The organism is Bradyrhizobium sp. SZCCHNR1015, from assembly GCF_032489875.1.
Lineage (GTDB): Bacteria > Pseudomonadota > Alphaproteobacteria > Rhizobiales > Xanthobacteraceae > Bradyrhizobium.
In genome coordinates this window covers 45,698-67,528 of the sequence record NZ_JAUEYW010000017.1, presented here as the reverse complement: position 1 = coordinate 67,528, position 21,831 = coordinate 45,698, and the positions used below count along the sequence as shown (strand labels likewise).

The window sequence follows — 21,831 nt, the reverse complement described above, 5'->3', positions numbered from 1 at the left end:
CGCCCTGCGGGCCGGCTTCCAATTACGACCTTCTGCGCGATCTGCGCGGCCCGGTTCGTCGCCGCGGCCTGGTACGGGACGGGCAGCGGCGTTCTCGGCGTTCGTCTCAGAACTGTCATGCGCGTCCGGCGCAGGCGGGCACCGACGCCGCACGGACCGTGCGCGAGACGTCAAGGTGTGAGCAAGCCCGTCCTGTCATCAACGTGACTTGACCAGATCGGTACTGCCACGCATCGTCAGCACAGAAAACGAAACGGTTTAGTTTCATGTCTGATGATGTCCAATTGTTTCACGGCTGTTCGGGACCAGTCCCAAGACGCAGCGCATTGCCCTTGCGGCTCGGCCTGCTCGGCTGGAGCATGCTGCTCGCGTCCTGCGCCGTCGGTCCGGACTTCATGTCTCCCGACGCGCCGGCCGCAACCGGTTATGTGGCCGAACGTCGGCTCGCCGCGACCGCCAACGCCTCGACACCTGGCGGCAATGTGCAGAGCTTCGCGCCCGGAGGCGATCTGCCCGGCACTTGGTGGGCGCTGTTTCATTCCCGGCAGATCAACGCCTTCGTCGAGGAGGCGATTCGCAACCACCCGGACATCGAGGCCGCACAATTGGCGTTGCGTGCTGCGCGCGAGAACGCTCTGTCGCAGCAGGGCGCGCTGTTTCCGCAGCTGAGCGCGAGCGGGTCGGCCGAGCGTACGCAGGCCTCCAGCACGCAGCAGGGACAATGGCCTGGCCAGACGTCGCTCTACACGCTCTACGGTAGCTCCGTCAGCGTCAGCTACGCGCTCGACCTATGGGGCGGTACGCGGCGTCAGGTCGAGGCGCTGCAGGCCCAGGCCGACTACCAGGGGTTCAAGATGGAGGCGACGTATCTCGCGCTGACCGCCAATGTGGTGACCGCCGCGATCACCGACGCCTCGCTGCGCGACCAGATCGCGGCGACCGAGGAGATCATCAGGGCCGAGACCGATCAGCTCGGCCGCATCCAGCGCCAGTTCGACGTCGGCGCGATCTCCAAATCCGACGTGCTGGCGCAGGAGGCGACGCTGGCGCAGGCCAAGGCGACGTTGGCACCACTGCAGAAGCAACTGGCGCAACAGCGCAATCAACTGATGGCCTATCTCGGCCGGCTGCCGAGCCAGGACCGCGGCGAGCGCGTGACGCTCGCGGAGCTGAAGCTGCCGCGCAAGCTGCCGGTCTCCCTGCCCTCGTCGCTCGTCCGGCAGCGTCCCGACATCCGGCAGGCCGAGGCGACCTTGCACCAGGCGACTGCGACCGTCGGCGTCGGGATCGCCAACCTGCTGCCGCAGGTGACGCTGTCCGGCAGCTACGGCGCGAGCGGGCCGGAGCGGCTGTTCTCGCCGACGACGCTGGTATGGGATGCCGCCTCGAGCGTCAGCCAGAAGCTGATCGACGGCGGCACGCTGTACCACACCAAGGAGGCCGACGTCGCCACGTTCGAGCAGGATTTGTCGCTCTACAAGAGCACGGTCATCACGGCGTTCCAGAACGTCGCGGATTCGCTGCGCGCCATCCAGTACGACGCCGAGGCGCTGAAGGCGCAGGCCGCCGCCGAGAAGGCCACGGCCGACAGCCTTGCAATGTCGGTCGAGCAGTTCAAGACCGGCGCCGTGCCCTACGCCAACGTCATCACCGCGCAGCAATCCTATCTCAACGCCCGGGTCTCCCGCATCAAGTCGCAGGCCACGCGCTTCACCGACACCGCGGCGCTGTTCCAGGCGCTCGGCGGCGGCTGGTGGAATCGGCAGGACGAGACACCGGCGGCGCTGCCGCGCGCCAATCCCGGCTATTTCGCCGGTCCCAATCGTACGACCCAGGAAGCAATGTAATGAAGAAGCGCATGGTCATCATGCTGGCCGCCATGGCCGCTCTGTTCGGCGGCCTGTACGGCTTCCAGACCTTCAAGGGCATCATGATCGCCAAGGCGATCGGCGCCATGGCGAACCCGCCGCAGACGATCTCGACCACGGTCGCGGCGACCGCGCCGTGGCGCTCCAATCTCACCGCAGTCGGCTCGCTGCGCGCCGTTAACGGCGCCGATCTGTCACTGCAGGTCTCGGGCATCGTACAGAGCATCCAGTTCAATTCGGGTGATGCCGTCGAATCCGGCCAGTCCCTGCTGCAACTGGTCGCCACCGACGACGTCGCCAAGCTGCAATCGCTGCAGGCGACCGCCGAGAACAACGCCATCGTCGTCAAGCGCGACGAGGAGCAGATCAAGTTCAACGCCGTCAGCCAGGCGACGCTCGACAGCGACCGCGCCAACCTGAAGAACGCGCAGGCCCTGGTCGCGCAGCAGAAGGCGGTCGTCGAGCAGAAGACCCTGAAGGCGCCGTTCGCCGGCCGCCTCGGCATCCGCGCCGTCGATCTCGGACAATTTCTCAGCGCGGGCACCACCATCGTGACCTTGCAGAGCCTCGATCCCATCTTCGTCGACTTCTATCTGCCGCAACAATCGCTCGCCGACATCCGCATCGGCCAGGACATCACCATCGTGGTCGATGCCTTCCCTGCCGAGCGTTTCGCCGGCCAGATCTCGGCCATCAACGCCAAGGTCGATTCCACCAGCCGCAACGTCCAGGTCCGCGCCACGCTGCACAACGCGGCGGCGCGGCTGCTGCCGGGCATGTTCGCCAAGGTCGAGATCGCGACCGGACAGCCCGAGCAGCTCGTCACCCTGCCGCTGACGGCTGTCGTCAGCAATCCCTATGGCGACCTCGTCTATGTCGTCGACGATCTCAAGGACGGCCAGGGCAGAGCGCGGCAGACCTTCGTCAAGAGCAAGCCGGCCAAGGGCGACCGGATCGCGATCACCGACGGCATCAAGCCGGGCGAGACGGTGGTGATCGCGGGCCAGATCAAGCTGCGCAACGGCAGCCCGGTGAGAATCGACAACTCGCACGTCCCGGTCGCCGAGGCCGCGCCTGACGTCGTCGATCAGTAATTCGCGAAAAGCCTCCGACCTTCAGAGCCCGCCCATGCGCTTCACAGACATCTTCATCCGTCGGCCGGTGCTGGCGCTCGTGGTCAGCGCGCTGATCCTCGTGCTCGGGCTGCGCTCGATGACCACGCTCGCAATCCTGCAATATCCGCGCACGCAGAACGCCATCGTCACGGTCAGCACGGCCTATGCCGGCGCCGATAGCGACATCATCGCCGGCTTCATCACCACGCCGCTGGAGAATGCGATCGCCCAGGCCAACGGCATCGACTACATGACGTCGACCAGCGTCACCGGCAGCAGCACCATCACGGTGAACCTGCGGCTCAACTACGATTCCGGCAAGGCGATGACCGAGATCAACGCCAAGGTGAACTCGGTGCTGAACCAGCTGCCGACAGGCACGCAGCAGCCGACCCTGACCCTGAAGGTCGGACAGACCATCGACGCGATGTATATCGGCTTCGCCAGCGACGTGCTGGCGCCGAACCAGATCACCGACTATCTGACGCGCGTGGTTCAGCCGAAGCTGCAGGCGGTCTCCGGCGTGCAGACCGCCGAATTGCTCGGCGCCAAGAAGTTCGCGCTGCGCGCCTGGCTCGATCCCGACAAGCTCGCGGCCTATGGCCTGACGGCGACCGACGTGTCGACGGCGCTGTCGGGCAACGACTACATCTCCGGGCTCGGCACCACCAAGGGCCGCCTCGTGCAGGTCGACCTCGCCGCCGCGACCAACCTGCATTCGCTGGAGCAATACCGCAACCTCGTCGTCAAGCAGGTCAATGGCGCCATCATCCGCCTGCGCGACGTCGCCAATGTCACGCTCGGCAATGACGACTACGACAGCGCGACGCGTTTCAACGGCAAGACCGCGGTCTATATCGGCGTCCAGGTGGCGCCGACCGCGAACCTGCTCGACGTCATCAACGGCGTGAAGGCGGTCTATCCGGAGCTGCAGCGGCAATTGCCGAACGGCATCACCAGCGAGATCCTCTACGACTCCACCGACTTCGTGAACTCGTCGATCGACGAGGTGATCCACACGCTGGTGGAGGCCATCGGGATCGTGATCGTCGTGGTTTTCATGTTCTTAGGCTCGTGGCGCTCGGTGCTGATCCCGGTGATCGCCATTCCGTTGTCGTTGATCGGCACCTTCGGCCTGATGCTGCTGATGGGCTTCTCCATCAACCTGCTGACCCTGCTGGCCCTGGTGCTCGCGATCGGCCTCGTCGTCGACGACGCCATCATCGTGGTCGAGAGCGTGCACCGCCTGATCGACGAGGGCGTGCCGCCGGTCGAGGCGGCGATCCAGTCGGCGCGGGCGCTGGCGAGCCCGATCATCGCGATGACCGTGGTTCTGATTGCGGTGTACGTGCCCGTCGGCTTCCAGGGCGGCCTCACCGGCGCGCTGTTCACCGAATTCGCCTTCACCCTCGCCGGCGCCGTCACCGTCTCGGCGGTGATCGCCCTGACCTTGTCGCCGATGAATTGCGCCTGGCTGCTGCGCCGGACCGAGCGCGATGCCACGACGCTGGAGGCTCGGCTGGTCCGCACCATCGACCGCGTGCTCGAACGTCTCGCCCACGGCTATCGCCGCGGGCTGGAAAGTGTGTTCGCGACCAAGCCGGTAGTGGTGGTGTTCGCGCTGCTGCTGCTCGCGATGATCCCCTGGCTCTATGTCAGCTCCACCAGCGAGCTCGCGCCGGACGAGGATCAGGGCATCGTATTGTCGCTGACGAATTCCGCGCCCTCGGCCACGCTCGAGCAGCGCCAGTTCTACGGCCAGCAGCTTTACGGCCTGATCGCGCAGCGGCCGGAGACACGCACCGTATTCCAGATCGACACCCCGACGCAGGCGATCGGCGGCTGGGTGCTGAAGCCGTGGGATCAGCGCAAGGCGACGACCAAGACCCTGCAGCCGGAATTCCAGCAGCTCTTGAACAGCATCGCCGGCGCCCGTTCCGTCGCCTTCCAGCCCTCGCCACTGCCGGGCAGCAACGGCCTGCCGGTCCAGTTCGTGATCGGCACCACGGGGTCCTTCAACGAGCTCAACGACGTGTCGCGCGATTTCATGACCAAGGCGCTGGCTAGCGGCAGGTTCATCTTCCTCGACAGCGACCTGAAGATCGACAAGCCGCAGACCACCGTGGTGTTCGACCGCGACAAGGCCGCCGATCTCGGCCTCAAGATGAGCGATCTCGGCGGCGCGCTCGCGACCATGCTCGGCGGCAACTATCTCGAGTATTTCAGCCTGGAGGGCCGCTCCTACAAGGTGATCCCGCAGGTCCGGCAGAACGACCGCCTGACCGACACGCAGCTGCTCGACTATTCGATCCGCACCAGCGGCAATGCCATGGTGCCGCTTTCGACGGTGGCCCGGCTCGAGCGCAAGACGATCCCCGAGTCGCTCAACCACTTCCAGCAGATCAACGCGGCGACCATCTCCGGCGTGGCGATGCCGGGCATCGCGATGGGTGACGCGCTCGCCACCCTGAGGGAGATCGCGACGTCGCTGCCATCGGGCTACTCGATCGACTATGGCGGCGCGTCGCGGCAGCTCGAGCAGGAGTCCGGCGGTTTCGTCACGACCTTCGTGTTCGCGCTGATCATCATCTTCCTGGCGCTCGCCGCGCTGTTCAACAGCTTCGTCGATCCGGTCATCATCCTGGTGTCGGTGCCGATGTCGCTGGCGGGCGCGCTGATCTTCATCAGCCTCGGCATCGGCGGCGCCAGCATCAACATCTACACCCAGGTCGGCCTCGTCACCTTGATGGGCCTCGTCAGCAAGCACGGCATCCTGATGGTGGAGGTCGCCAACGAGCTGCGCGAACACGGCAAGGGCCGCACCGAGGCGATCATCGACGCGGCCACCGTCCGCCTGCGCCCGATCCTGATGACCACGGCGGCGATGGTGCTCGGCGTGATCCCGCTGATCGCCGCGAGCGGCGCCGGCGCGGTGTCGCGCTTCAACATGGGGCTGGTGATCGCCACCGGGCTCGCCATCGGCACCCTGTTCACGCTGTTCGTGGTCCCCGTCGCCTATGCGCTGATCGCCCATCGGGGTACGGCGCACGAGACGCCGGCCCAGGCTGCCGGGGCGACAGCCGCTCCTTAAACGGCTTACAAAACAACGAAATATCAGAAGCTTAGGCGAAGACCCGACAATCGAGCAGCCCGGCATTGACAAACGATATACGTAAACGATATATCGTTTGTACGAACGGGAGATCATATCGTATGAGACATCATCATTGGAAATTCGGACCTTCTCGCCGCGACGACGAAGAGCGCGGTTGGGCGCAACGCGGACGGCATGAGCGGCATGGCTTCGGCGAGACCTGCGAGGACATCCGGCTCAGCGGGCGCGGCCCCGGATTCGGCCGCCATCGCGGTCCCGGCCTGTTCGAACGGGACGGTCGCCGTGGCGGGCGCGAGGAATTCGGACGTGGCGGCGGGCGCTTCTTCGGCCCCGGCGACCTGCGCAGCCTGCTGCTGTGGCTGATCGGCGAGAAGCCGCGCCATGGCTACGAGCTGATCAAGGCGGTCGAGCAGCTGGTCGGCGGCGCCTATTCGCCGAGCCCGGGCTCGGTGTATCCGATCCTCAGCCTCCTCGAGGACATGGGCCAGATCGAAGCCGCCTCAAGCGAGGGTGGCAAGAAGCTGTTCGCGATCACCGACGCCGGACGCCAGGCGCTGAAGGACGACGAGGCGGCGATCGAAGGTCTGCTCAGCCGGCTGCGCATCATGGCCCGCACCATGGGCGGCATGCGCCCGCCCGAGCAGGTGCTGCAGACGGTGCAGACGCTGAAGATGGCGCTCAAGATGCACCGCCCCGGCTGGAGCGAGGACGAGGCCAAGCGCGTCAGCGACATCCTCACCCGCGCCATCGCCGAGATCCAGGGCGACGACGACGGCGCGGCGAGCTGATATCAACATCAGCCAGGAGCGGAGGCGTAGCAGCCGGAATTGATATCCGTGCTCGCGCCGCGCAGACGGTGCGCTCCCTCTCCCCGTTCTTCACGGGGAGAGGGGCAACCACGCGGGAAGCGTCGGTTGAGAAACCATACTCCCCTCATCCAAAACATCTGCTGTCGTCCCGGCCTTTAGCCAAGACTGCTAACATCGGGTCGCGATGAGACAGGCGACTGATAGCGACGTTCCTCGATAGCATCCGCGGTATGGGTCCCGGCGTTCGCCGGGACGACACCGTTGATGCGGCCTAGTCGAGCCAAACACACTGCTGTCGTCCCGGCCTTGCGCCGGGACCCATACCGCGTGATGGTCATTGGCGGAACGGCTCTCGGTCATCACCGTCCGCACCAAGATCCCGCAAGAGCCGCTACACCGGCTCCAGCACCATCAATCCCGTCGCCGTGTTGGAGATCGGGATGTGATAGTTGGAATGCTCCTTGCGGACCTTCTCCGGCAAGGTGCCGCGCGCCACCATCCAGTTCAGCAACTCGACGCCCTGCGTGCCCGACAGCTCGACCAGCTCGGTGGTCGAATACTTCGTCGCCCACGAGGGATCGTCGATCATGCTGGCCATGAACTTCTCATCGAAATCCTTGTTGATGAAGCCGGCCCGCTCGCCGTCGAGCTGGTGCGACAGGCCGCCGGTGCCCATCACGACGACGCGCTCATCCCCAGGCCAGGATTCGATCGCCCGCGCCAGCGCCTGACCGAGCTTGTAGCAGCGTGCAGCCGATGGCAGCGGCGCCTGCACCGTGTTGACGACGACCGGCACCACCCGCACCGGCCATTTCTGATCCGGCCAGCACAGCGCCATCGGCAGGGTGAAGGCGTGATCGACCACCATCTCCTGGCAGGTCGTGAGGTCGAAATCCTCCTTCACCAGATGCTCGATCAGGTGCCACGACAATTCGCTGTCGCCCTTGAACGGCGCGGTCTGCGGAATGCCCCAGCCCTCGTCGGCATTGCTGTAGCTGTCGGCCGCGCCGATCGCGAAAGTCGGCATCTTGTCGAGGAAGAAGTTCAGGCCATGGTCGTTGTAGACCAGCACCACGACATCCGGCTTCACCTTGGCGAGCCATTCGCGCACATGCGGGAAGCCGTCGAAGAACGGCTTCCAATACGGATCCTGCTGCAGACCCTTGGCGATTGCGCCGCCGATGGCCGGAACGTGGGAGGTGGTGATACAACCGACGATCTTTGCCATGACGATTACCCCCTCGCCGCCAGAAGCTTGGCCTTGAACTGCTCTTTCGTCAGCCCGGTCTGCTGCGCGCCGATGTCCTGCATGTCGAGCCCGAAAATGCCGGCGAACTTGGCGAGGTAGTAGGCGTTGCCGCCGGCCTCGATCAGCTCGAGCACGTTGCGGTTCTTGATCGCCGCGCGCTGCTGTGCATTGAGGCCATATTTGGCGCAATAGCCGTCCTCGTCGGCGACGAAGGCCTTGCGGTTGGCGGCATCGTTGAACGAGTAGCACATCTTGTTGAGCGCGTAGCCTTTGCGCGCCTGCTCGCCGTCGAAGATGGTGGTGCCGGGCACGGGCTGCCGGGCTGACGTGGCGGACATCGTCGCCTCCCCTGTTCGTGTTACGACGACCACGCTTGATCTGGATCAAACGCGGCGCCGGTTCGTGCCGCCAGTATCGCCGACAGACATCCCCGATAAAGGCCGCGCGGCCGATCTGATCCATGAGCCAATTCGATCATTTGGACCTCGACGGCCACCTGCTGCAGCTGCTGCTCGCCGTCATCGAGGAAGGCTCGGTGACGCGCGCCGCGCAGCGGCTCGGCGTCACGCAGTCGGCCGTCAGCCATCTGCTCGACAAGCTGCGCGCGATCACCGGCGATCCGCTGTTCGTGAAGTCCGGCCGCGGCATCGTGCCGACCGCGCATGCGCAGCTCCTGGCGTTGCGCGCCCGCGCGCTGCTCGACGACCTCCGGAGCTTCTCGCACACCGCCGCGTTCGAGCCGGCGAAAATCTCCGCGCAGGTGACGATCGCGGCCAATGATCTGCAGCGCGACCTGCTGCTGCCGTCCCTGCTCCGCTACGCCCGCGCGCAGGCGCCGGGCCTCAGCCTGCGGGTGATCCCTTCCGGCGCGCCGACGCCGGAGATGCTGCGCGAAGAGCACTGCCAGCTCATCATCACGCCGCGCCCGCCCGAGGGCAGCGACATCCTGCAGAAGCGGCTGTTCGAGGACAGCTATCGCGTGTTCTACGATGCGGGCCAGCGCGAGCCGCCGGAAAGCCTGGAAGACTATCTCGCCAGCGACCATGTCACCGTGCTGTACGAGCCGCGACGCCGGCTCGACATCGACGAGGTCCTCGCCGAGCGCGGCATCGTCCGGCGCTTCGCGGCGCAGGTTCCCGGCTTCGGCGGCATCGGGCCGTTCCTGCGCGGCAGCCGCATGATCGCGACCCTGCCGAGCCTGCTGCGCGCCTACATGCTGCGCGGCCTCGCGGTCGCGCCGGTGCCGGTCCCCTGCCCGGCGATGCCGATGTACATGGTCTGGCACCTGCGCCACCACGAGGATCCGATGCACCGCTGGCTGCGCCAGCAGCTCGAGATCGTGGTCGCGCCGAGCCTCGCCGCTGCGGCCGAGCACATGCCCATCATGGCGTGACTCATCCCGAGAGGTGAGCGGCCCTCACCCCGGCGTATGGCACACCGCCTCGATGTTGTTGCCGTCGGCGTCGCGCACGAACGCGCCGTAATAGTTCTCGTGATAATGCGGCCGCAGCCCGGGTGCCCCGTTGTCGCGTCCGCCTGCCGCGATCGCCGCCCGATAGAACGCATCGACCGTGGCGCGATCCTTGGCGTGGAACGCGACATGCGTCGAGGTCGCGGCCGTCCCGCCGGTGCCGATCCAGAAATCCGGACGGCCGTCGCCGAAGCCGGCGTGATCACCGTGGCCGCCGGTCTGCGCGTCGGTGATCTCCATCATCAGGACGTAGCCGAGCGGCGCCAGCGCCGCCGCATAGAACGCCTTGGCGCGGGCAAAGTCGGAAACGGGGAAGCCGACGTGGTCGAGCATGGCGATCCTCATCGATGATGACGGCCGAATGCTAGCTCCGCCGGCAGGACGGCGCAACGATGCACGCGGCACGCTCACATCGCGAGGATGCGCCGCGCCGTCCGTTGCCCACTCGCCAGCGCCGCCTCGACCGTTCCCATGTCGCGGCCGCGATACAACGCCTCGCCGGAGATCAGCACCCGTCCGCCATCCCGGCGCGAAAGCGTATCCTGCGCCTCGCGCGAGGTCAGCGTCGCGTAGGAATAGGCGCCGCGCGCGAACGGATCCTTCGCCCAATCCGTGACATGCGACGCGACGAGCTGCCGCTTCAGGGAGCCCACGGGCCGTGAGAAGATGTCCGCGAGCGCCGAAAGCCCTCTTTCGATCAGCGCGTCCTCGTCGCACGCAGCGAAGGCAGCGGCCGGCGGCCCGGCGAGCCAGCCGGTCAGCACCGCGTCATCGTTCGGATGCTGCGTCCACCACACCGGCACGTCGGCATCGGACAGCACGAACAGCATGTCCGAAAGATCCTCGGTCCGGGCCTCGCGCCACCACCGCCGCTCGAAGCGCAGCAGCAGCTTGATGACGTTGCCGAAGCCGATGGTTTCGGCGGCGGCCAATTGCGGACGCATGGAAGGCGGCAGCGCGATGGTTCGCAGCAGCGGCAGCGGCACGGTCAGGATGACGCGATCGCCGCGCTGCGCGCGGCCGTCGGCGCAGCGCACGACGACACCATCATCGGCGCTCTCCACCGCGCGCACCACCGCCTCGAGCTGCATCGCCACGCCATGCGCCCGGCACTCCGCCAGGAGATGATCGAGCAGCGCCGCGTAGCCGCCGACGATGCGCGCCTGAGCGCCGCGCTCGCCGCCCATCCATTCGTCGCGCAGCGCGAACACGCTGGCACGGGCGGGATCGGCCGCGTCATAGCCCTGCACCATCCCGAGCACGGATTTGCGCAGGGCGGCGAACTCCGCGCCGGCGAAATGCCGGTCGAGCAGCGCCGTCACGGTCATGTCCTCGGCGAGCTGCCGCGCCACGCGGTGCAACTGGCGCATCTGCCGATCGGCGGGATCGTCGCGCGAGAACGCGCCGTCCGTCACGTACCAGCGCGCGCCATCGACCGGCGTCGAGGCCAGCCCCGCCTCGGCCATCAGCGAATGGGTGACCGGCGCCTCGCCATGGATGAATTCCGCGCCGGCATCCGCGCGATATCCGAACCTGCTCGCGGGCAGCGGATGGATGCGTCCGCCGCAGCGGGCACGCGCTTCCAGCAGCGTCACCCGCTGGCCGGCGCGGGCCAGCTCGCGCGCCGCCATCAGGCCTGCGGCACCGGCACCGACGATGATGATGTGCATTGGCCGCTCAGCCATGACTTGCCTGGGCCGGCATGGCCGAGCCGTTGGTGATCTTGTAGCGCAGCCACAGCGCGCCGCCCTCCAGCGCCGTGCTGCTTTCGAGCGTCATCGCCGTGATCGGCGCGCGCATGCCGGACTCGGCTTCCGTCGAATCGAACACGCTGGGCGCCCCCTTGGCGCCATCCACCGCCGGACACAGAACGAGGTTGAACTCGTCGACCAGACCGGCGCGCAGGAACGCGCCGTTGGCGCCGCCGCCGCCTTCGAGCAGCAGCCGTTTCACGCCGAGCTCGTGCGCGACGATGTCGAGCACGCGCGAAAGATCGAGCTTCGCCTGCCCAGCGAAAACATAGGACACGCCCTCGCCGCGCAGGCCCGCGAGATGCGCATCCGATACGGCCTCGGTCAGCACGACGACGATCGGATCGCCGCCGATGTCGGAGCGGCCCCAGCAGATCTTGCCATGGGGATCGAGCACGATGCCGTAGGCCTTGGCGCCGGGCCGCGCGATCCAATGGGTGCGCGGGAAGCGCTCGGTGGTCTCGGCGGGATAGGCCGAGCCCCTGGCGAATTCCTGGCCGGTGACGCGGCCAATCAGCCAGGCGTCGCCGCCGAGCTGGTCATGCACCTGCTCGAACAGATCGCCCGATCCCTTCGGACGCCAGCGGCTCGGCAGCGTGCGGCCGTCGACGCTCGACGCCATCAGGCAGATGACTTCCGGTTTCATGCATCCTCCTTGTCGCCACCAAACGGGGGTCACCGAATATCGGTGCGGCGGCGTTGTCAACGAAGCGGCGTGCGTTTCGTTCGATCGCGGCCACGCCGCTCGCCTGCGGCGTCGTTGTTATGGCGCACATTCCTGCGCTAGTTTCGGCTGCAAATGGAGCCAATCATGGACGCTGCGGCGCGCAGACGGGACGCCATCGGTTTGCGCGGGGCAGCCCTGCTGGCTGCAGCGCTTGCCGGCCTCGCGCTCTGCGTCGCCGGACTCTGGCGCCTCGAAGCCGAGCGCATGGGCATCTCGATCACCCCGCTGCAGGCGGGCTCCACTCCCGTCACCGTCTATCGGCGCGACGGAGCGGCTGCGTCGCCCGTCGTCGTCATTGCCCACGGCTTTGCGGGCTCGCGCCAATTCATGGAGGCCTATGCGCTGACCTTGGCGCGCGCCGGCTATGTCGCGGTCTCGTTCGATTTCGAGGGGCATGGCCGCAATCCGACGCCGATGTCGGGCGACGTCACCCGCATCGACGGCACGACGAGGAAGCTGATGAGCGAGATCGGCCGCGTCACCGACGCCGCGCTGTCCCTGCCGGGCAATGACGGCCGGGTGGCCCTGCTCGGGCACTCGATGGCCTCCGACATCATCGTACGCCAGGCCCTGGCCGACCCACGGATCAGGGCAACGGTGGCGATCTCGATGTTTTCCGAGGCCGTCACGCCGAGCGCGCCGCGCAATCTGCTGATCATCACCGGCGAATGGGAGACGGCCCTGCGCAGGGACGCGCTGCGTAACCTCCGGCTCGCCGATCCCGCCGCGCGCGAGGGCGACACCGTGGGCGATCCCGCGGACAACGGCGGACGCCGCGCCGTCGTCGCGCCCGGAGTCGAACACGTGAGCGTGCTGTATTCGACGACCGCGCTGCGCGAGGCGCGCGACTGGCTGGATCGCGTGTTCGGGCGCACCAGCAGCGGGCCGGTGGCGGCGACCGGCGGCCCGATCGCGCTGCTGCTGGCCGGCATCGTACTGTTGGCCTGGCCGTTGGCCGCGCTGCTGCCGAAGGGCGATGCGCCGCCGCCTTCGATTCCGCCGCGTCAGCTTGCGATCGCCACGCTCGTGCCCGCGGCAGTCACTCCGGTCGTGCTGCGATTCGTCGACACGCATTTCCTGCCCGTGCTCGTCGCCGACTACCTCGCCGTTCATCTCTTCGTATACGGCGCGCTGTCGCTGTCGCTGCTGCGCATGCAGGGTGTTCGCTTCGGCCGCGTAGCCCGGCTCGCGGCGCTGGTGCTGGCCGCCTATGGCATCTTCGGTTTCGGTGGCGCGATCGACCGCTACGTCGCCTCGTTCATGCCGATCGCCGCCCGCCTGCCGATCATCGCGGCGATCGCCGTGGGCGCAGTGCCCTGCATGCTGGCCGACAGCATCGCCAACCAGGGCGGGCACGCCGCGCTGTGGCGCACGGTGTGGATCCGGACCGCGTTACTGGCCTCGCTCGGCGGCGCGGTCGCGCTCGATTTCAGGCGGCTGTTCTTCCTGCTCATCATCGTCCCGGTGATCGTGCTGTTCTTCGTCGTGTTCGGACTGATCGGCGGCTGCGTCGGCCGCCGGACCGGCTCGCCGATGGCAGAGGGCATCGGTCTCGGCCTGATCCTGGCGTGGTCGCTCGGAGTGTCGTTTCCGATGTTCCTGCCGGGCTAGCGCTCCGGTTTCCCCGGTGCACGAAGGGGCTGCATCATGATACCAATGACGGACAGGGAGCACTCATGGCGAAACACCGCATCTACACGACGAGCTTCGCGAGCGTGTACCGGCTCTACGTCGCGAAGGGGGAAAAGAAAGGACGAACCAAGGCCGAGGTCGATCAGATCATCTGCTGGCTGACGGGCTACGATCAGAAACAGCTCGACGCCGAGGTGGACCGACAGACGGACTTCGAGACCTTCTTTACGCGGGCGCCGGCCATGAATCCGGCGCGCTCCCTGATCAAGGGCGTGGTCTGCGGCGTCCGCGTGGAGGACGTCGAGGAGCCGACGATGCGCGAGATCCGCTATCTGGACAAGCTGGTCGATGAGCTGGCGCGCGGAAAGGCGATGGACAAGATCCTGCGCACGCCGTGAGCGCCAAGCGCGCGGCGGCGGTCGTGCAAACCCAAGCCTCAGTCCTGCTCCTGCCCCGGCGCCTGCCGCAGCATGAAATGCCCGAATGCGGTGGCAATCGGCTTCGTATCATCGTCCTGCCAGGCGCGGGCCTCGAAGGCGACGACGCGGCGGCCCTGCTTGACGATCGACGCCGACGCGATGCTGTCGAGCGCGCGCCCCGAACGGAGATAGTTGATGGTGAGGCCGATCGGCTTCGGCGGCGCCGACGCGCCGAGCTCGCGCATCACGGTGATGATCGCCGCGGTTTCGAGGAATGCGCCGGTCATGCCGCCGTGGATCGCCGGCAACACGGGATTGCCGATGATCTGCTGCGAGAACGGCATCATCAGCGTCTCGTTCTCGGCGAGACGAATGCCGAGACAGCGCGCGAACGGACTGGTGGCGAACGGCCCCGTCGGATCCTCAGGCGCCTCGAGCGGTGGCGGCGCGCCGTTGAACGCCGGGCGATCGGTCAGCATGTTGGTGCGGTTGGCGCCGATCATGAAACAGGCCGTCGCGGTCGCGACCGGTTCGCTTTCTTCCTCCTGATAGGCGGTGGCGCGCACGAAGGCGATCGAGCGCGTGACGCGGAAGCATACGGCATGCGCCTTGATGTCGAGCCCGGGGGTCGCCGGCTTCTGATAGTCGATGCGCAGATCGAGCGTGGCGATCGCCCGGCTGCCGTCGAGCGCGAGCTGCACCGCCATTCCGCAGCTCTCGTCGAGCATCGCCGTGACCACGCCGCCATGGATGACGCCGGTCTCGCTGTCGCCGACGAACACGGGACGATAAGGCAGGGTCGACCAGGCCTCGCCGGGCGCGAAGCGGTCCATCCTGAGCCCGCTGATATGGCCATAGACCGAGCGGCGATTCCTGATGGCCCCGGCGAGCGCGTCGAATGCCGGCGGTGCGGCGGTGGGCGGAATGTGGGACATGCGCGATTTAGAGCATGATCGCACGGAGGCACGAAGTCTTTTTCCGGCACATCTGCTTTGTGTGCGAACGATCCGCCCCGGACCACCGCTGCTCCCGCCTCTGCACCGTTCTGCACCGCCGACCACGTTCACGACGCGCGCCGCGAGACCGACGTGCAGCAGCGCGCACCGCACGGCCTTGCAGCTCGGCGCCGGGACCGCATTCCGCAAAACTACGTGGATGAAATGTTCCACCGGCGCGGCGCGCTTAGAACATTGGCAACCTTAATATGATCATAATTGTCTCCATCAAATCCCGGAGACCCCGTCGATGCGCAGATCCACCAAGACGCCGGACGCCCCGCCGAGCAGCGGCACGGCCTCTCTACGAATTGTCCTGAGCCTGGCGCTCGTTGCCAGCGCCGGCGCGATGTGGTGGAGCAGCGGCGGCGCCAACAGCTTCTCCTTCGGTAACGGAGCGCCTTCGCTCGAGACCCGCGTCGCCACGCTGACATCGGAGCTGGCCCAGCTCAAGGCCGAGACCGCCCAGTTGCGCGACCGCCAGAGCGACACCTCCGGCGAGCTCATGCAATTGCGCGCCAGCCTCACCACGACCGAGACCGGCCTGGCCACTCTGCGCACCGCCGCCGACGAGACCGAGGCGCGCCGCCGCGATACGGCCGACAAGATCGAGTCCGATCTCGCGCTGCTGAAGCGCCAGGCGGTCCGCCTCCGCGGCGCCCAGGAAGATGCGGCGACCGAGCTGAGCGGGCTGCGCACCGCCGCCGCGAACAGCGACATGTCCATCGAGCAGCTCCGGACCTCCACCGGCGAGATGCGTCAGCAGTTGGCGCGCATCGAGACCGCGCGCGAAGCGACCAGCTCGATCTCCCGCAGGCCTCACCGTGTCAGGCGCGTAGCGCGCGCGGCCGAGGCGCAGCACGAGCCGCAGCCCTTCCTGATGCAGTGGCCCGGCGTCCTCCCCGCAGGCCGCAACTGATTTGAAGTGCCACCCGGCCTGACCCGCGAATCGCGGTCAGGCATCAGCCCGGCTGGTCACCACCAGCCCGGCTGCACCGGCCGGTAGTAGGTCGGAGGCGGCCCGCGACGACGCGGAGCCGCGACGGGCTGGCCATCCCAGCTGCGCTGGAAGAAGCTGCCGAAGCCGTCGTCATATTCGTCCCCGCTGGCGACGACATCGGCATTGGTCGTCGGCCGCCGCGTGATGAAGCCGCCCTGCGGCTGGTTGCTCAGCACCGCCACGAACTCGGTCCGGTAGTTGGTCTCGCTCGACAGCGGCTCGTCCGAGACGATGATCGAGGAGCGCGGCACCGCCGTCGGCGCGATGCGGTCGAGCACGTCCTTCGGAATGGTGATGCGGTCGAGCGCGTCCTTGGCGGTGTCGCCGTCGTCGATGGTCACCGCCGTCCAGCGCAGCCCCGCGCCGTCCTGCGCCACCGCGGTGAACACATGCGTTCCGATCGGCCGGTCGGGATCACGGATGGTCACCGGGGCCTCGATCGAGGTGTCGAACACCTCGCCGCCGCCATCGGGGGCCGGCTTGTGCGTGTTGCGCCTGACATAGAGCATCTGCGTCGACCGGCTGATATAGACCGAGACCGGCTCGGTCGCGAGCCTGGCGTCGGTCGCGGCCTTGCTCGTCTCGGTCTTCCTGGCCGCCGCCGCCTTGGCGGCGTCCTTGGTCGAGGTCGCCGCTGCGAGCTTCACGGTCGCGTCCGACTTCGCGGCCTCGAGCTGCGCTGCCGCGTCGGTCGCCTTGGCGGTGGCCTTCTGCTTCGCATCCTCGGCCAGCGTCCTGGCCTGATCGGTCTTGGCGGCAGCCAGCTTCCTGTCGGCGAATTTGAGCTCGGCCTCGGCGCGTGCCTTGGCCTGCTCCAGCTTGCGCAAGGACGTCTTCAGCGCCTTGGCCTCGCGCTCGGCCGCGGCGGCCGCCGCCTTGGCCTCGTCGGCGCTCTTGGCGGCGTCCTCGGCTTCGTGGCCAAGCGTCGCGGCCCGCGAGGGCACCGCGGCGAGCGCCTGCGCATTTGGTACGAACAAGGCGGGATGGGAGAACTCGACCGGCGCCGGGTCACCCGGCGCGATGATCACCCGCATGCCGATCCACGTCCGGTCGAACAGCTTCTCGGCAAAACCATAGGGCATGCGGACGCAGCCATGCGAGGCGGCATAGCCGGGCAGCGGCCCGCCGTGTAGCGCCACACCGTTCCAGGTGATGCGCTGCATGTTCGGCATCCAGGCATCGTCGTAGAGCGTCGAGTGGTGGTCCTTGTCCTTCTCGATGATGGCGAACACGCCGGCCGGCGTCTCGCGGCCGGAGACGCCGGTCGAGACCGGCGCGCGCCAGATCCAGCCATCGGCGTCGTAGAACGTCACCTTCTGAGCCTTGATGGACACGATCGCCATGATCGGATCGCCATGCGCGCGCGGCGCCGTCGCCTCGGTCACCGGCGCCGGACGCGCCTGCCGTGCACCGGCCTCGGATCCGGCCAGCGCCAGCACGGTGGCAGCCGCGAGAGTCGTCAGGAGCGCTCCCCGACGCCGCATCGCTGCAAGGTTCTGAGCCGCCGTGGATCGTGTCGCCATGCTGTTTCCCGAATCGTCATTGCTGTTCCGCCGGCGCGATCGGCGCAGGACGATCTATACGCTCGATCATGTCTTGGGGTGAAGTGAGGCGAAGGCGCGTCCTGATGTCATCGGCTTTCCGCTCGCCGCAATTGGGGCAGGATCGGGCAACGAATCGGACTCAAGACGCGCTTTTCCGTCGCACGCCCCCAAGACCCGCATTGCACCCCCCCGGTTGCCCATCGCTTAACGCCGAATGGGGCAATCGGGTCCGTGGAAGGGACGCGCCGGCACCGCTCCACGGCGGGACGGACCAGAATTTAACGGATCAGTCTGCGCCAGAGGCGGCGGCCGCCTCGATCGAATCAACCGGCGTCCGGGCCGTTCTCGGTGGCTGAGAACTCGCCGAGCACGCGTCCGGCAGCGGCAACCACGCGATCGACGTCGGCCGTGTCGGTCTGCCAGTTACAGACAGATACCCGCATGCAGCGCTGCCCTCGCCACGTGGTGCCGCCGAAGAAGGCCTCCCCGGTGGCGCAGATCCGCGCAATCACATCGTCAGTCCGCCGATCGTGGTCCGCATCCGTTGCGCCAGCGCGCTGATCGAGGAACCGCACCAAGCCCTGGTTGATCGTCGGCTCCCACACCACGGCAGCTCCAGGCAGCGCTCCGATCCGCCTCACCAGCGCACGCGCATATTCACAACTGCGGTCGACAAGATCGGCGACACCGTTGCGACCGAGCTGACGAAGCGCCGCATAGGTCGGTACAGCACGACCACGCCGCGACCACTCTGGATTCCAGTCGATTTGGTCGCGCGCACCATCGACGTACATGGTGTAGCTGGTGCGATGTGAAAACGCGCCGCGGTGGGCCTGCTGATCAGCCACGAAGGCATAGCCACAATCAAAGGGCGTATTGAGCCATTTATGTCCGTCATTGGTCCAGGAATCCGCCAGCTCGACGCCGCGCAGCAGATGCCGGTAACGCGGACTCGCGGCCGCCCACAGGCCGAACGCTCCGTCCACATGCACCCAGGCTCCGTGCTCGTGAGCGATGGGAATCAGTTCGGCAAACGGGTCGCACGCGCCGATGTTGAGATCGCCCGCCTGCAGGATCACGATCGTTGGCTGCGCGTCCCCCTTGAATGCCTGGTTGAGCACCGATGGATCAAGTTGCCCTGCTTGGCTGCACGGCAATGTTCGGACCGAGCGCTTTCCGAGACCCAGGATGCGTAGCGCGCGCTCGACCGAACCGTGCCGTTCGCTACTTGTGATCACGCGTATCGCCGGTGCACCGAACAGTCCCTTCTCCTCGACATCCCAGCCAGCCCGCATCAACAGACGATGACGTGCAGCGCCGAGACAGGTCACATGCGCCATCTGCGTTCCCGACACGAAAGCGAAGCTCGCCGTTGCGGGCAAGCCGAACAGGTCCTTGAGCCACTCGCCGGCAATCTCCTCGATGACCGCCTCTGCGGGCCCGCAGGCGTGGATGGCCGCGTTCTGGTCCCAGGTTGAGACCAGCCAGTCGGCCGCAAGGGCTGCTGGCAACGTGCCTCCAATGACCCAGCCGAAGAAGCGTCCGCCGGTGCTACCGAGAATGCCGCCGTCAGCGTCGCGCACCAGTTCGTCGATGACCTGATCGGGCGGAAGGCCTTCATCGGACAGAGCACGTCCCAGCCGCTGCCGAAGCGTCTCGAGCGAGGTAAAGGCGGCGACCGGGCGGACGTCCATGTCTTGAAGGTGCTTCAAGCCAAGCCTGAGCGCCAGATTGAGCGTGACGGTCCACTGATCTCGCTTCATCGCACTTATCCATCCGAGTTTCTCGCTGGGTCGGCTGGGTTATAGGCGTTGAAACCGATGCGATGCTTCGCTATCGGTCACACCATGAAGGATGGCCCCCACATCGCTGCAATCGCTGCGCTGATCGGCGATCCGGCCCGCGCCAACATTCTGTCCGCTCTGATGGACGGGCGCGCTCTTACCCTTAGCGAGCTCGCCCGCTCGGCGGGCATCGGCCTTCCCACGGCCAGCGCTCATGTCAGCAAGCTTGAAGGAGCCGGGCTCCTTGTCTCTGTCAGGCAAGGACGCAATCGCTACGTCCGCCTGTCCGGCGAGGACGTCGTGCACACGCTGGAGACGCTGATGCTGCTGGCGGCCCGCACCGGACATCGACGGGTCCGTACCGGCCCGCGCGATCCGGCGCTGCGCGAGGCGCGGGTCTGCTACGATCATCTCGCCGGAGCGCGCGGCGTACAGATGTTCGAGAGCATGGTACGTCGCCATCTGCTCGAGCGCAGCGGCGACTATATCGGGCTGACGAACGCCGGACGGACCTTCACAAAACAGTTCGGCATCGATCTGAACCAGTTGCCAGAAAAAGGCAGAACGACGTGCGTCAGCTGCCTCGATTGGAGCGAACGCAGAGATCATCTCGCCGGGCACCTCGGCTCTGCCTATCTTGCGCGCTTGTTTGCGCTCAAATGGGCGCGCCGGGACGAAGGAAGCCGTGCCGTGCTGTTCAGCACGACCGGGCTGCACGAATTCGAGCGGCTATTTCCGGCCTGACGGCTGCGTGGCTTGCCCGCCTCAAAGCAGGATTCCTTCTGCTCTATGATTCACCACATCAGCTTGAAACGGCTGCGCTGCAGTCCCATCCTGTAGTGGAACCACCGCATCGCCTTTCGCCCGTCGGCGCCAGATTGCGAAAAACGGAGATGACTCTTTGCCCGATCCCCGCGACTTTCACGTGCCGCAATCGTCCTATTCGAAGGATGAACTGCTCCGATCCGGCGACGGCGGCTATTTCGGTCCCGGCAACGCACAACTGCCGGCGCCGCCGATGTTGATGATGGACCGCATCACCGAACTGAGCCTCGACAGCGGTCGCTACGGCAAGGGCCGCATCGTCGCCGAGTTGGACATCACGCCGAAGCTCTGGTTCTTCGACTGCCTGTTTCGCGGAGATCCGGTGATGCCGGGCTGTCTAGGTCTCGACGCGATGTGGCAGATGGTGGGCTATTGGCTTGGCTGGTCCGGCTCGCCCGGCAAGGGCCGCGCCACCGGCGTCGGCGAGGTGAACTTTCGCGGCGAGATCACGCCGGAGGTAAAGTGCGTGCGCTACGAGGTCGACATGCGCCAAGTCAAACGGGGACGCTTGGTGCTCGGCATAGCGAACGGCCACGTGCTGGCGGACGGCGCCTGCGTCTACGAGGCGCACGACATGAAGGTCGCGCTGATAACCTCGTAAGCCTTGCCTCCGTCATGAGATCCGCTTCTCGAAGAACAAGTCCGGATAGGGGTCGTCGTTGAAGCGGTCGATCTCGGTCCAGCCGGTGCGGCGATAGAGCTGCATGGCCTCCGCGAGCGCGCTGTTGGTGTCGAGGCGAAGAAGGCTGATCGAGAGCTTGCGGGCAGCCGCTTCGGCCGCATCCATCAGGCGGCGGCTGAGGCCGAGGCCGCGCGCGGCGGGCGCGACCCAGAGCCGCTTGATCTCGGCGGCATCGCCGCCGCTGCCCTTCAGCCCGACGCAGCCGAGCGGCAGGCCGTCCGACAACGCGACGAAGAAGGCGCCGCGCGGCGCCATCATGTCCAAGGCGTCGGGATCGCGCGACAGCGAAACATCGAAGCCGCGCTCGAAACGGCGTGACAGCTCGGCGTAGTATTCGCCGAGGCAGTAGCGCGCCTGCTCGCTCCTGGGATCGGTCTCCTCGATGGTGATGCGGCTACGCCCGAGCGCGGCCGCGACCATGTCCATCGCGGCAAGCAACGCCTGGGGCTGGCCATGGCGCGCCAGCATCGATTCCGCCTGGGCATTGGAGAGAGTCTCATAGGCGTCGAATTCGCGCCGGCCGGCGGCCGTGAGCCTGGCGACGCGGCGGCGCGCGTCGTCGGGATGCGGCCGGGTCGTTACCAGCCCCTCCTCCTCCAGGCCGCGCAGCAGACGGCTCATCAGCCCGGAATCGAGCGCGAGATAGTCGCGCAGCTCGGCGACGTCGCTACGGCCATGGCCGATCGCGTTGAGCACGCGGGCCGCGCCGAGCGGCCGACCGCGTCCAAGGAACGAGGTGTCGAGCGCGCCGACCTCCGAGGTGACGGCGCGGTTGAAGCGGCGGACGCGGGAGACGGGGTCGAGCATGATACCTGACTTAAGTCAGACATCTCGCGATGTCAACG

19 protein-coding genes are annotated in these 21,831 nt (G+C 67.0%); 10 read left to right on the top strand and 9 right to left on the bottom strand.

What is annotated here, in order from left to right:
• Window positions 1–266: 266 nt before the first annotated feature.
• From QX128_RS27130 to QX128_RS27115, 4 genes are all read left to right on the top strand, one after another.
• Complete coding sequence (locus tag QX128_RS27130; protein ID WP_316239010.1) at window positions 267–1,847, top strand: efflux transporter outer membrane subunit; 1,581 nt, start codon at window positions 267–269, stop codon at window positions 1,845–1,847.
• Window positions 1,847–2,962 carry an efflux RND transporter periplasmic adaptor subunit gene (locus tag QX128_RS27125; RefSeq protein ID WP_316183260.1) on the top strand — a complete coding sequence of 372 codons (1,116 nt, stop codon included), beginning with the start codon at window positions 1,847–1,849 and terminating at the stop codon, window positions 2,960–2,962. Before QX128_RS27130 ends, QX128_RS27125 begins: the two co-directional genes overlap by 1 nt.
• 34 nt (window positions 2,963–2,996) lie before the next feature.
• Window positions 2,997–6,074: an efflux RND transporter permease subunit gene (locus tag QX128_RS27120; RefSeq protein ID WP_316239009.1), complete on the top strand. Its 3,078-nt coding sequence runs from the start codon at window positions 2,997–2,999 to the stop codon at window positions 6,072–6,074.
• A gap of 122 nt (window positions 6,075–6,196) precedes the next feature.
• Window positions 6,197–6,886 (top strand): PadR family transcriptional regulator, encoded by a 690-nt coding sequence (locus QX128_RS27115; protein ID WP_316239008.1) that lies wholly within the window; start codon window positions 6,197–6,199, stop codon window positions 6,884–6,886.
• Between the two features lie 412 nt (window positions 6,887–7,298).
• Here QX128_RS27115 and QX128_RS27110 read toward each other — a convergent pair whose 3' ends face one another.
• Together QX128_RS27110 and QX128_RS27105 are read right to left on the bottom strand one after the other, a co-directional pair.
• Window positions 7,299–8,135, bottom strand: a complete 837-nt coding sequence (locus tag QX128_RS27110) for a class III extradiol dioxygenase family protein (RefSeq protein WP_316239007.1) — start codon at window positions 8,133–8,135, stop codon at window positions 7,299–7,301.
• 5 nt (window positions 8,136–8,140) lie between these two features.
• A complete protein-coding gene (locus tag QX128_RS27105; protein WP_315782786.1) occupies window positions 8,141–8,494 on the bottom strand; it encodes a protocatechuate 4,5-dioxygenase subunit alpha in 354 nt (117 codons plus the stop codon).
• Between the two features lie 122 nt (window positions 8,495–8,616).
• Between QX128_RS27105 and QX128_RS27100 the strand changes: the two genes are divergently transcribed.
• Window positions 8,617–9,549 carry a LysR family transcriptional regulator gene (locus QX128_RS27100; RefSeq protein ID WP_316239006.1) on the top strand — a complete coding sequence of 311 codons (933 nt, stop codon included), beginning with the start codon at window positions 8,617–8,619 and terminating at the stop codon, window positions 9,547–9,549.
• Window positions 9,550–9,573: 24 nt separating this feature from the next.
• On the opposite strand, the gene QX128_RS27095 is transcribed toward QX128_RS27100, so the two are convergent.
• From QX128_RS27095 to QX128_RS27085, 3 genes are all read right to left on the bottom strand, one after another.
• Window positions 9,574–9,960: a VOC family protein gene (locus QX128_RS27095; protein WP_315802455.1), complete on the bottom strand. Its 387-nt coding sequence runs from the start codon at window positions 9,958–9,960 to the stop codon at window positions 9,574–9,576.
• Window positions 9,961–10,034: 74 nt separating this feature from the next.
• Window positions 10,035–11,312 carry an NAD(P)/FAD-dependent oxidoreductase gene (locus tag QX128_RS27090; RefSeq protein WP_316239005.1) on the bottom strand — a complete coding sequence of 426 codons (1,278 nt, stop codon included), beginning with the start codon at window positions 11,310–11,312 and terminating at the stop codon, window positions 10,035–10,037.
• Entirely contained in the window at window positions 11,305–12,024 is a 720-nt protein-coding gene (locus QX128_RS27085) for a RibD family protein (RefSeq protein ID WP_316239004.1), read from the bottom strand. The genes QX128_RS27090 and QX128_RS27085 overlap by 8 nt, the downstream gene beginning before the upstream one ends.
• Before the next feature lie 165 nt (window positions 12,025–12,189).
• Between QX128_RS27085 and QX128_RS27080 the strand changes: the two genes are divergently transcribed.
• Together QX128_RS27080 and QX128_RS27075 are read left to right on the top strand one after the other, a co-directional pair.
• Window positions 12,190–13,716 (top strand): alpha/beta hydrolase, encoded by a 1,527-nt coding sequence (locus QX128_RS27080; protein ID WP_316239003.1) that lies wholly within the window; start codon window positions 12,190–12,192, stop codon window positions 13,714–13,716.
• 65 nt (window positions 13,717–13,781) lie between these two features.
• Window positions 13,782–14,135, top strand: a complete 354-nt coding sequence (locus QX128_RS27075; protein WP_315802451.1) for a DUF2200 domain-containing protein — start codon at window positions 13,782–13,784, stop codon at window positions 14,133–14,135.
• Window positions 14,136–14,173: 38 nt separating this feature from the next.
• On the opposite strand, the gene QX128_RS27070 is transcribed toward QX128_RS27075, so the two are convergent.
• Window positions 14,174–15,091, bottom strand: coding sequence for a PaaI family thioesterase (locus QX128_RS27070; RefSeq protein WP_315802450.1), 918 nt, complete (start codon window positions 15,089–15,091; stop codon window positions 14,174–14,176).
• Between the two features lie 310 nt (window positions 15,092–15,401).
• On the opposite strand from QX128_RS27070, the gene QX128_RS27065 reads away from it, so the two are divergent.
• On the top strand, window positions 15,402–16,070 hold the full coding sequence (locus QX128_RS27065) for a hypothetical protein (protein ID WP_315802449.1): 669 nt from the start codon (window positions 15,402–15,404) through the stop codon (window positions 16,068–16,070).
• Window positions 16,071–16,126: 56 nt separating this feature from the next.
• On the opposite strand, the gene QX128_RS27060 is transcribed toward QX128_RS27065, so the two are convergent.
• On the bottom strand, window positions 16,127–17,674 hold the full coding sequence (locus tag QX128_RS27060) for a L,D-transpeptidase (RefSeq protein WP_316239002.1): 1,548 nt from the start codon (window positions 17,672–17,674) through the stop codon (window positions 16,127–16,129).
• A gap of 344 nt (window positions 17,675–18,018) precedes the next feature.
• Window positions 18,019–19,458, bottom strand: a complete 1,440-nt coding sequence (locus QX128_RS27055) for a pyridoxal phosphate-dependent decarboxylase family protein (RefSeq protein WP_316239001.1) — start codon at window positions 19,456–19,458, stop codon at window positions 18,019–18,021.
• A gap of 84 nt (window positions 19,459–19,542) precedes the next feature.
• On the opposite strand from QX128_RS27055, the gene QX128_RS27050 reads away from it, so the two are divergent.
• The gene (locus QX128_RS27050; protein WP_316239000.1) at window positions 19,543–20,223 is read left to right on the top strand and encodes a winged helix-turn-helix domain-containing protein; all 681 of its coding nucleotides are present in this window, start codon (window positions 19,543–19,545) and stop codon (window positions 20,221–20,223) included.
• Between the two features lie 157 nt (window positions 20,224–20,380).
• Window positions 20,381–20,905 (top strand): bifunctional 3-hydroxydecanoyl-ACP dehydratase/trans-2-decenoyl-ACP isomerase, encoded by a 525-nt coding sequence (gene fabA, locus QX128_RS27045; RefSeq protein ID WP_316238999.1) that lies wholly within the window; start codon window positions 20,381–20,383, stop codon window positions 20,903–20,905.
• A gap of 12 nt (window positions 20,906–20,917) precedes the next feature.
• Here the strand turns inward: fabA and QX128_RS27040 are convergent, their stop codons facing one another.
• Window positions 20,918–21,793, bottom strand: a complete 876-nt coding sequence (locus QX128_RS27040; RefSeq protein WP_316238998.1) for a bifunctional helix-turn-helix transcriptional regulator/GNAT family N-acetyltransferase — start codon at window positions 21,791–21,793, stop codon at window positions 20,918–20,920.
• Window positions 21,794–21,831 lie beyond the last annotated feature (38 nt).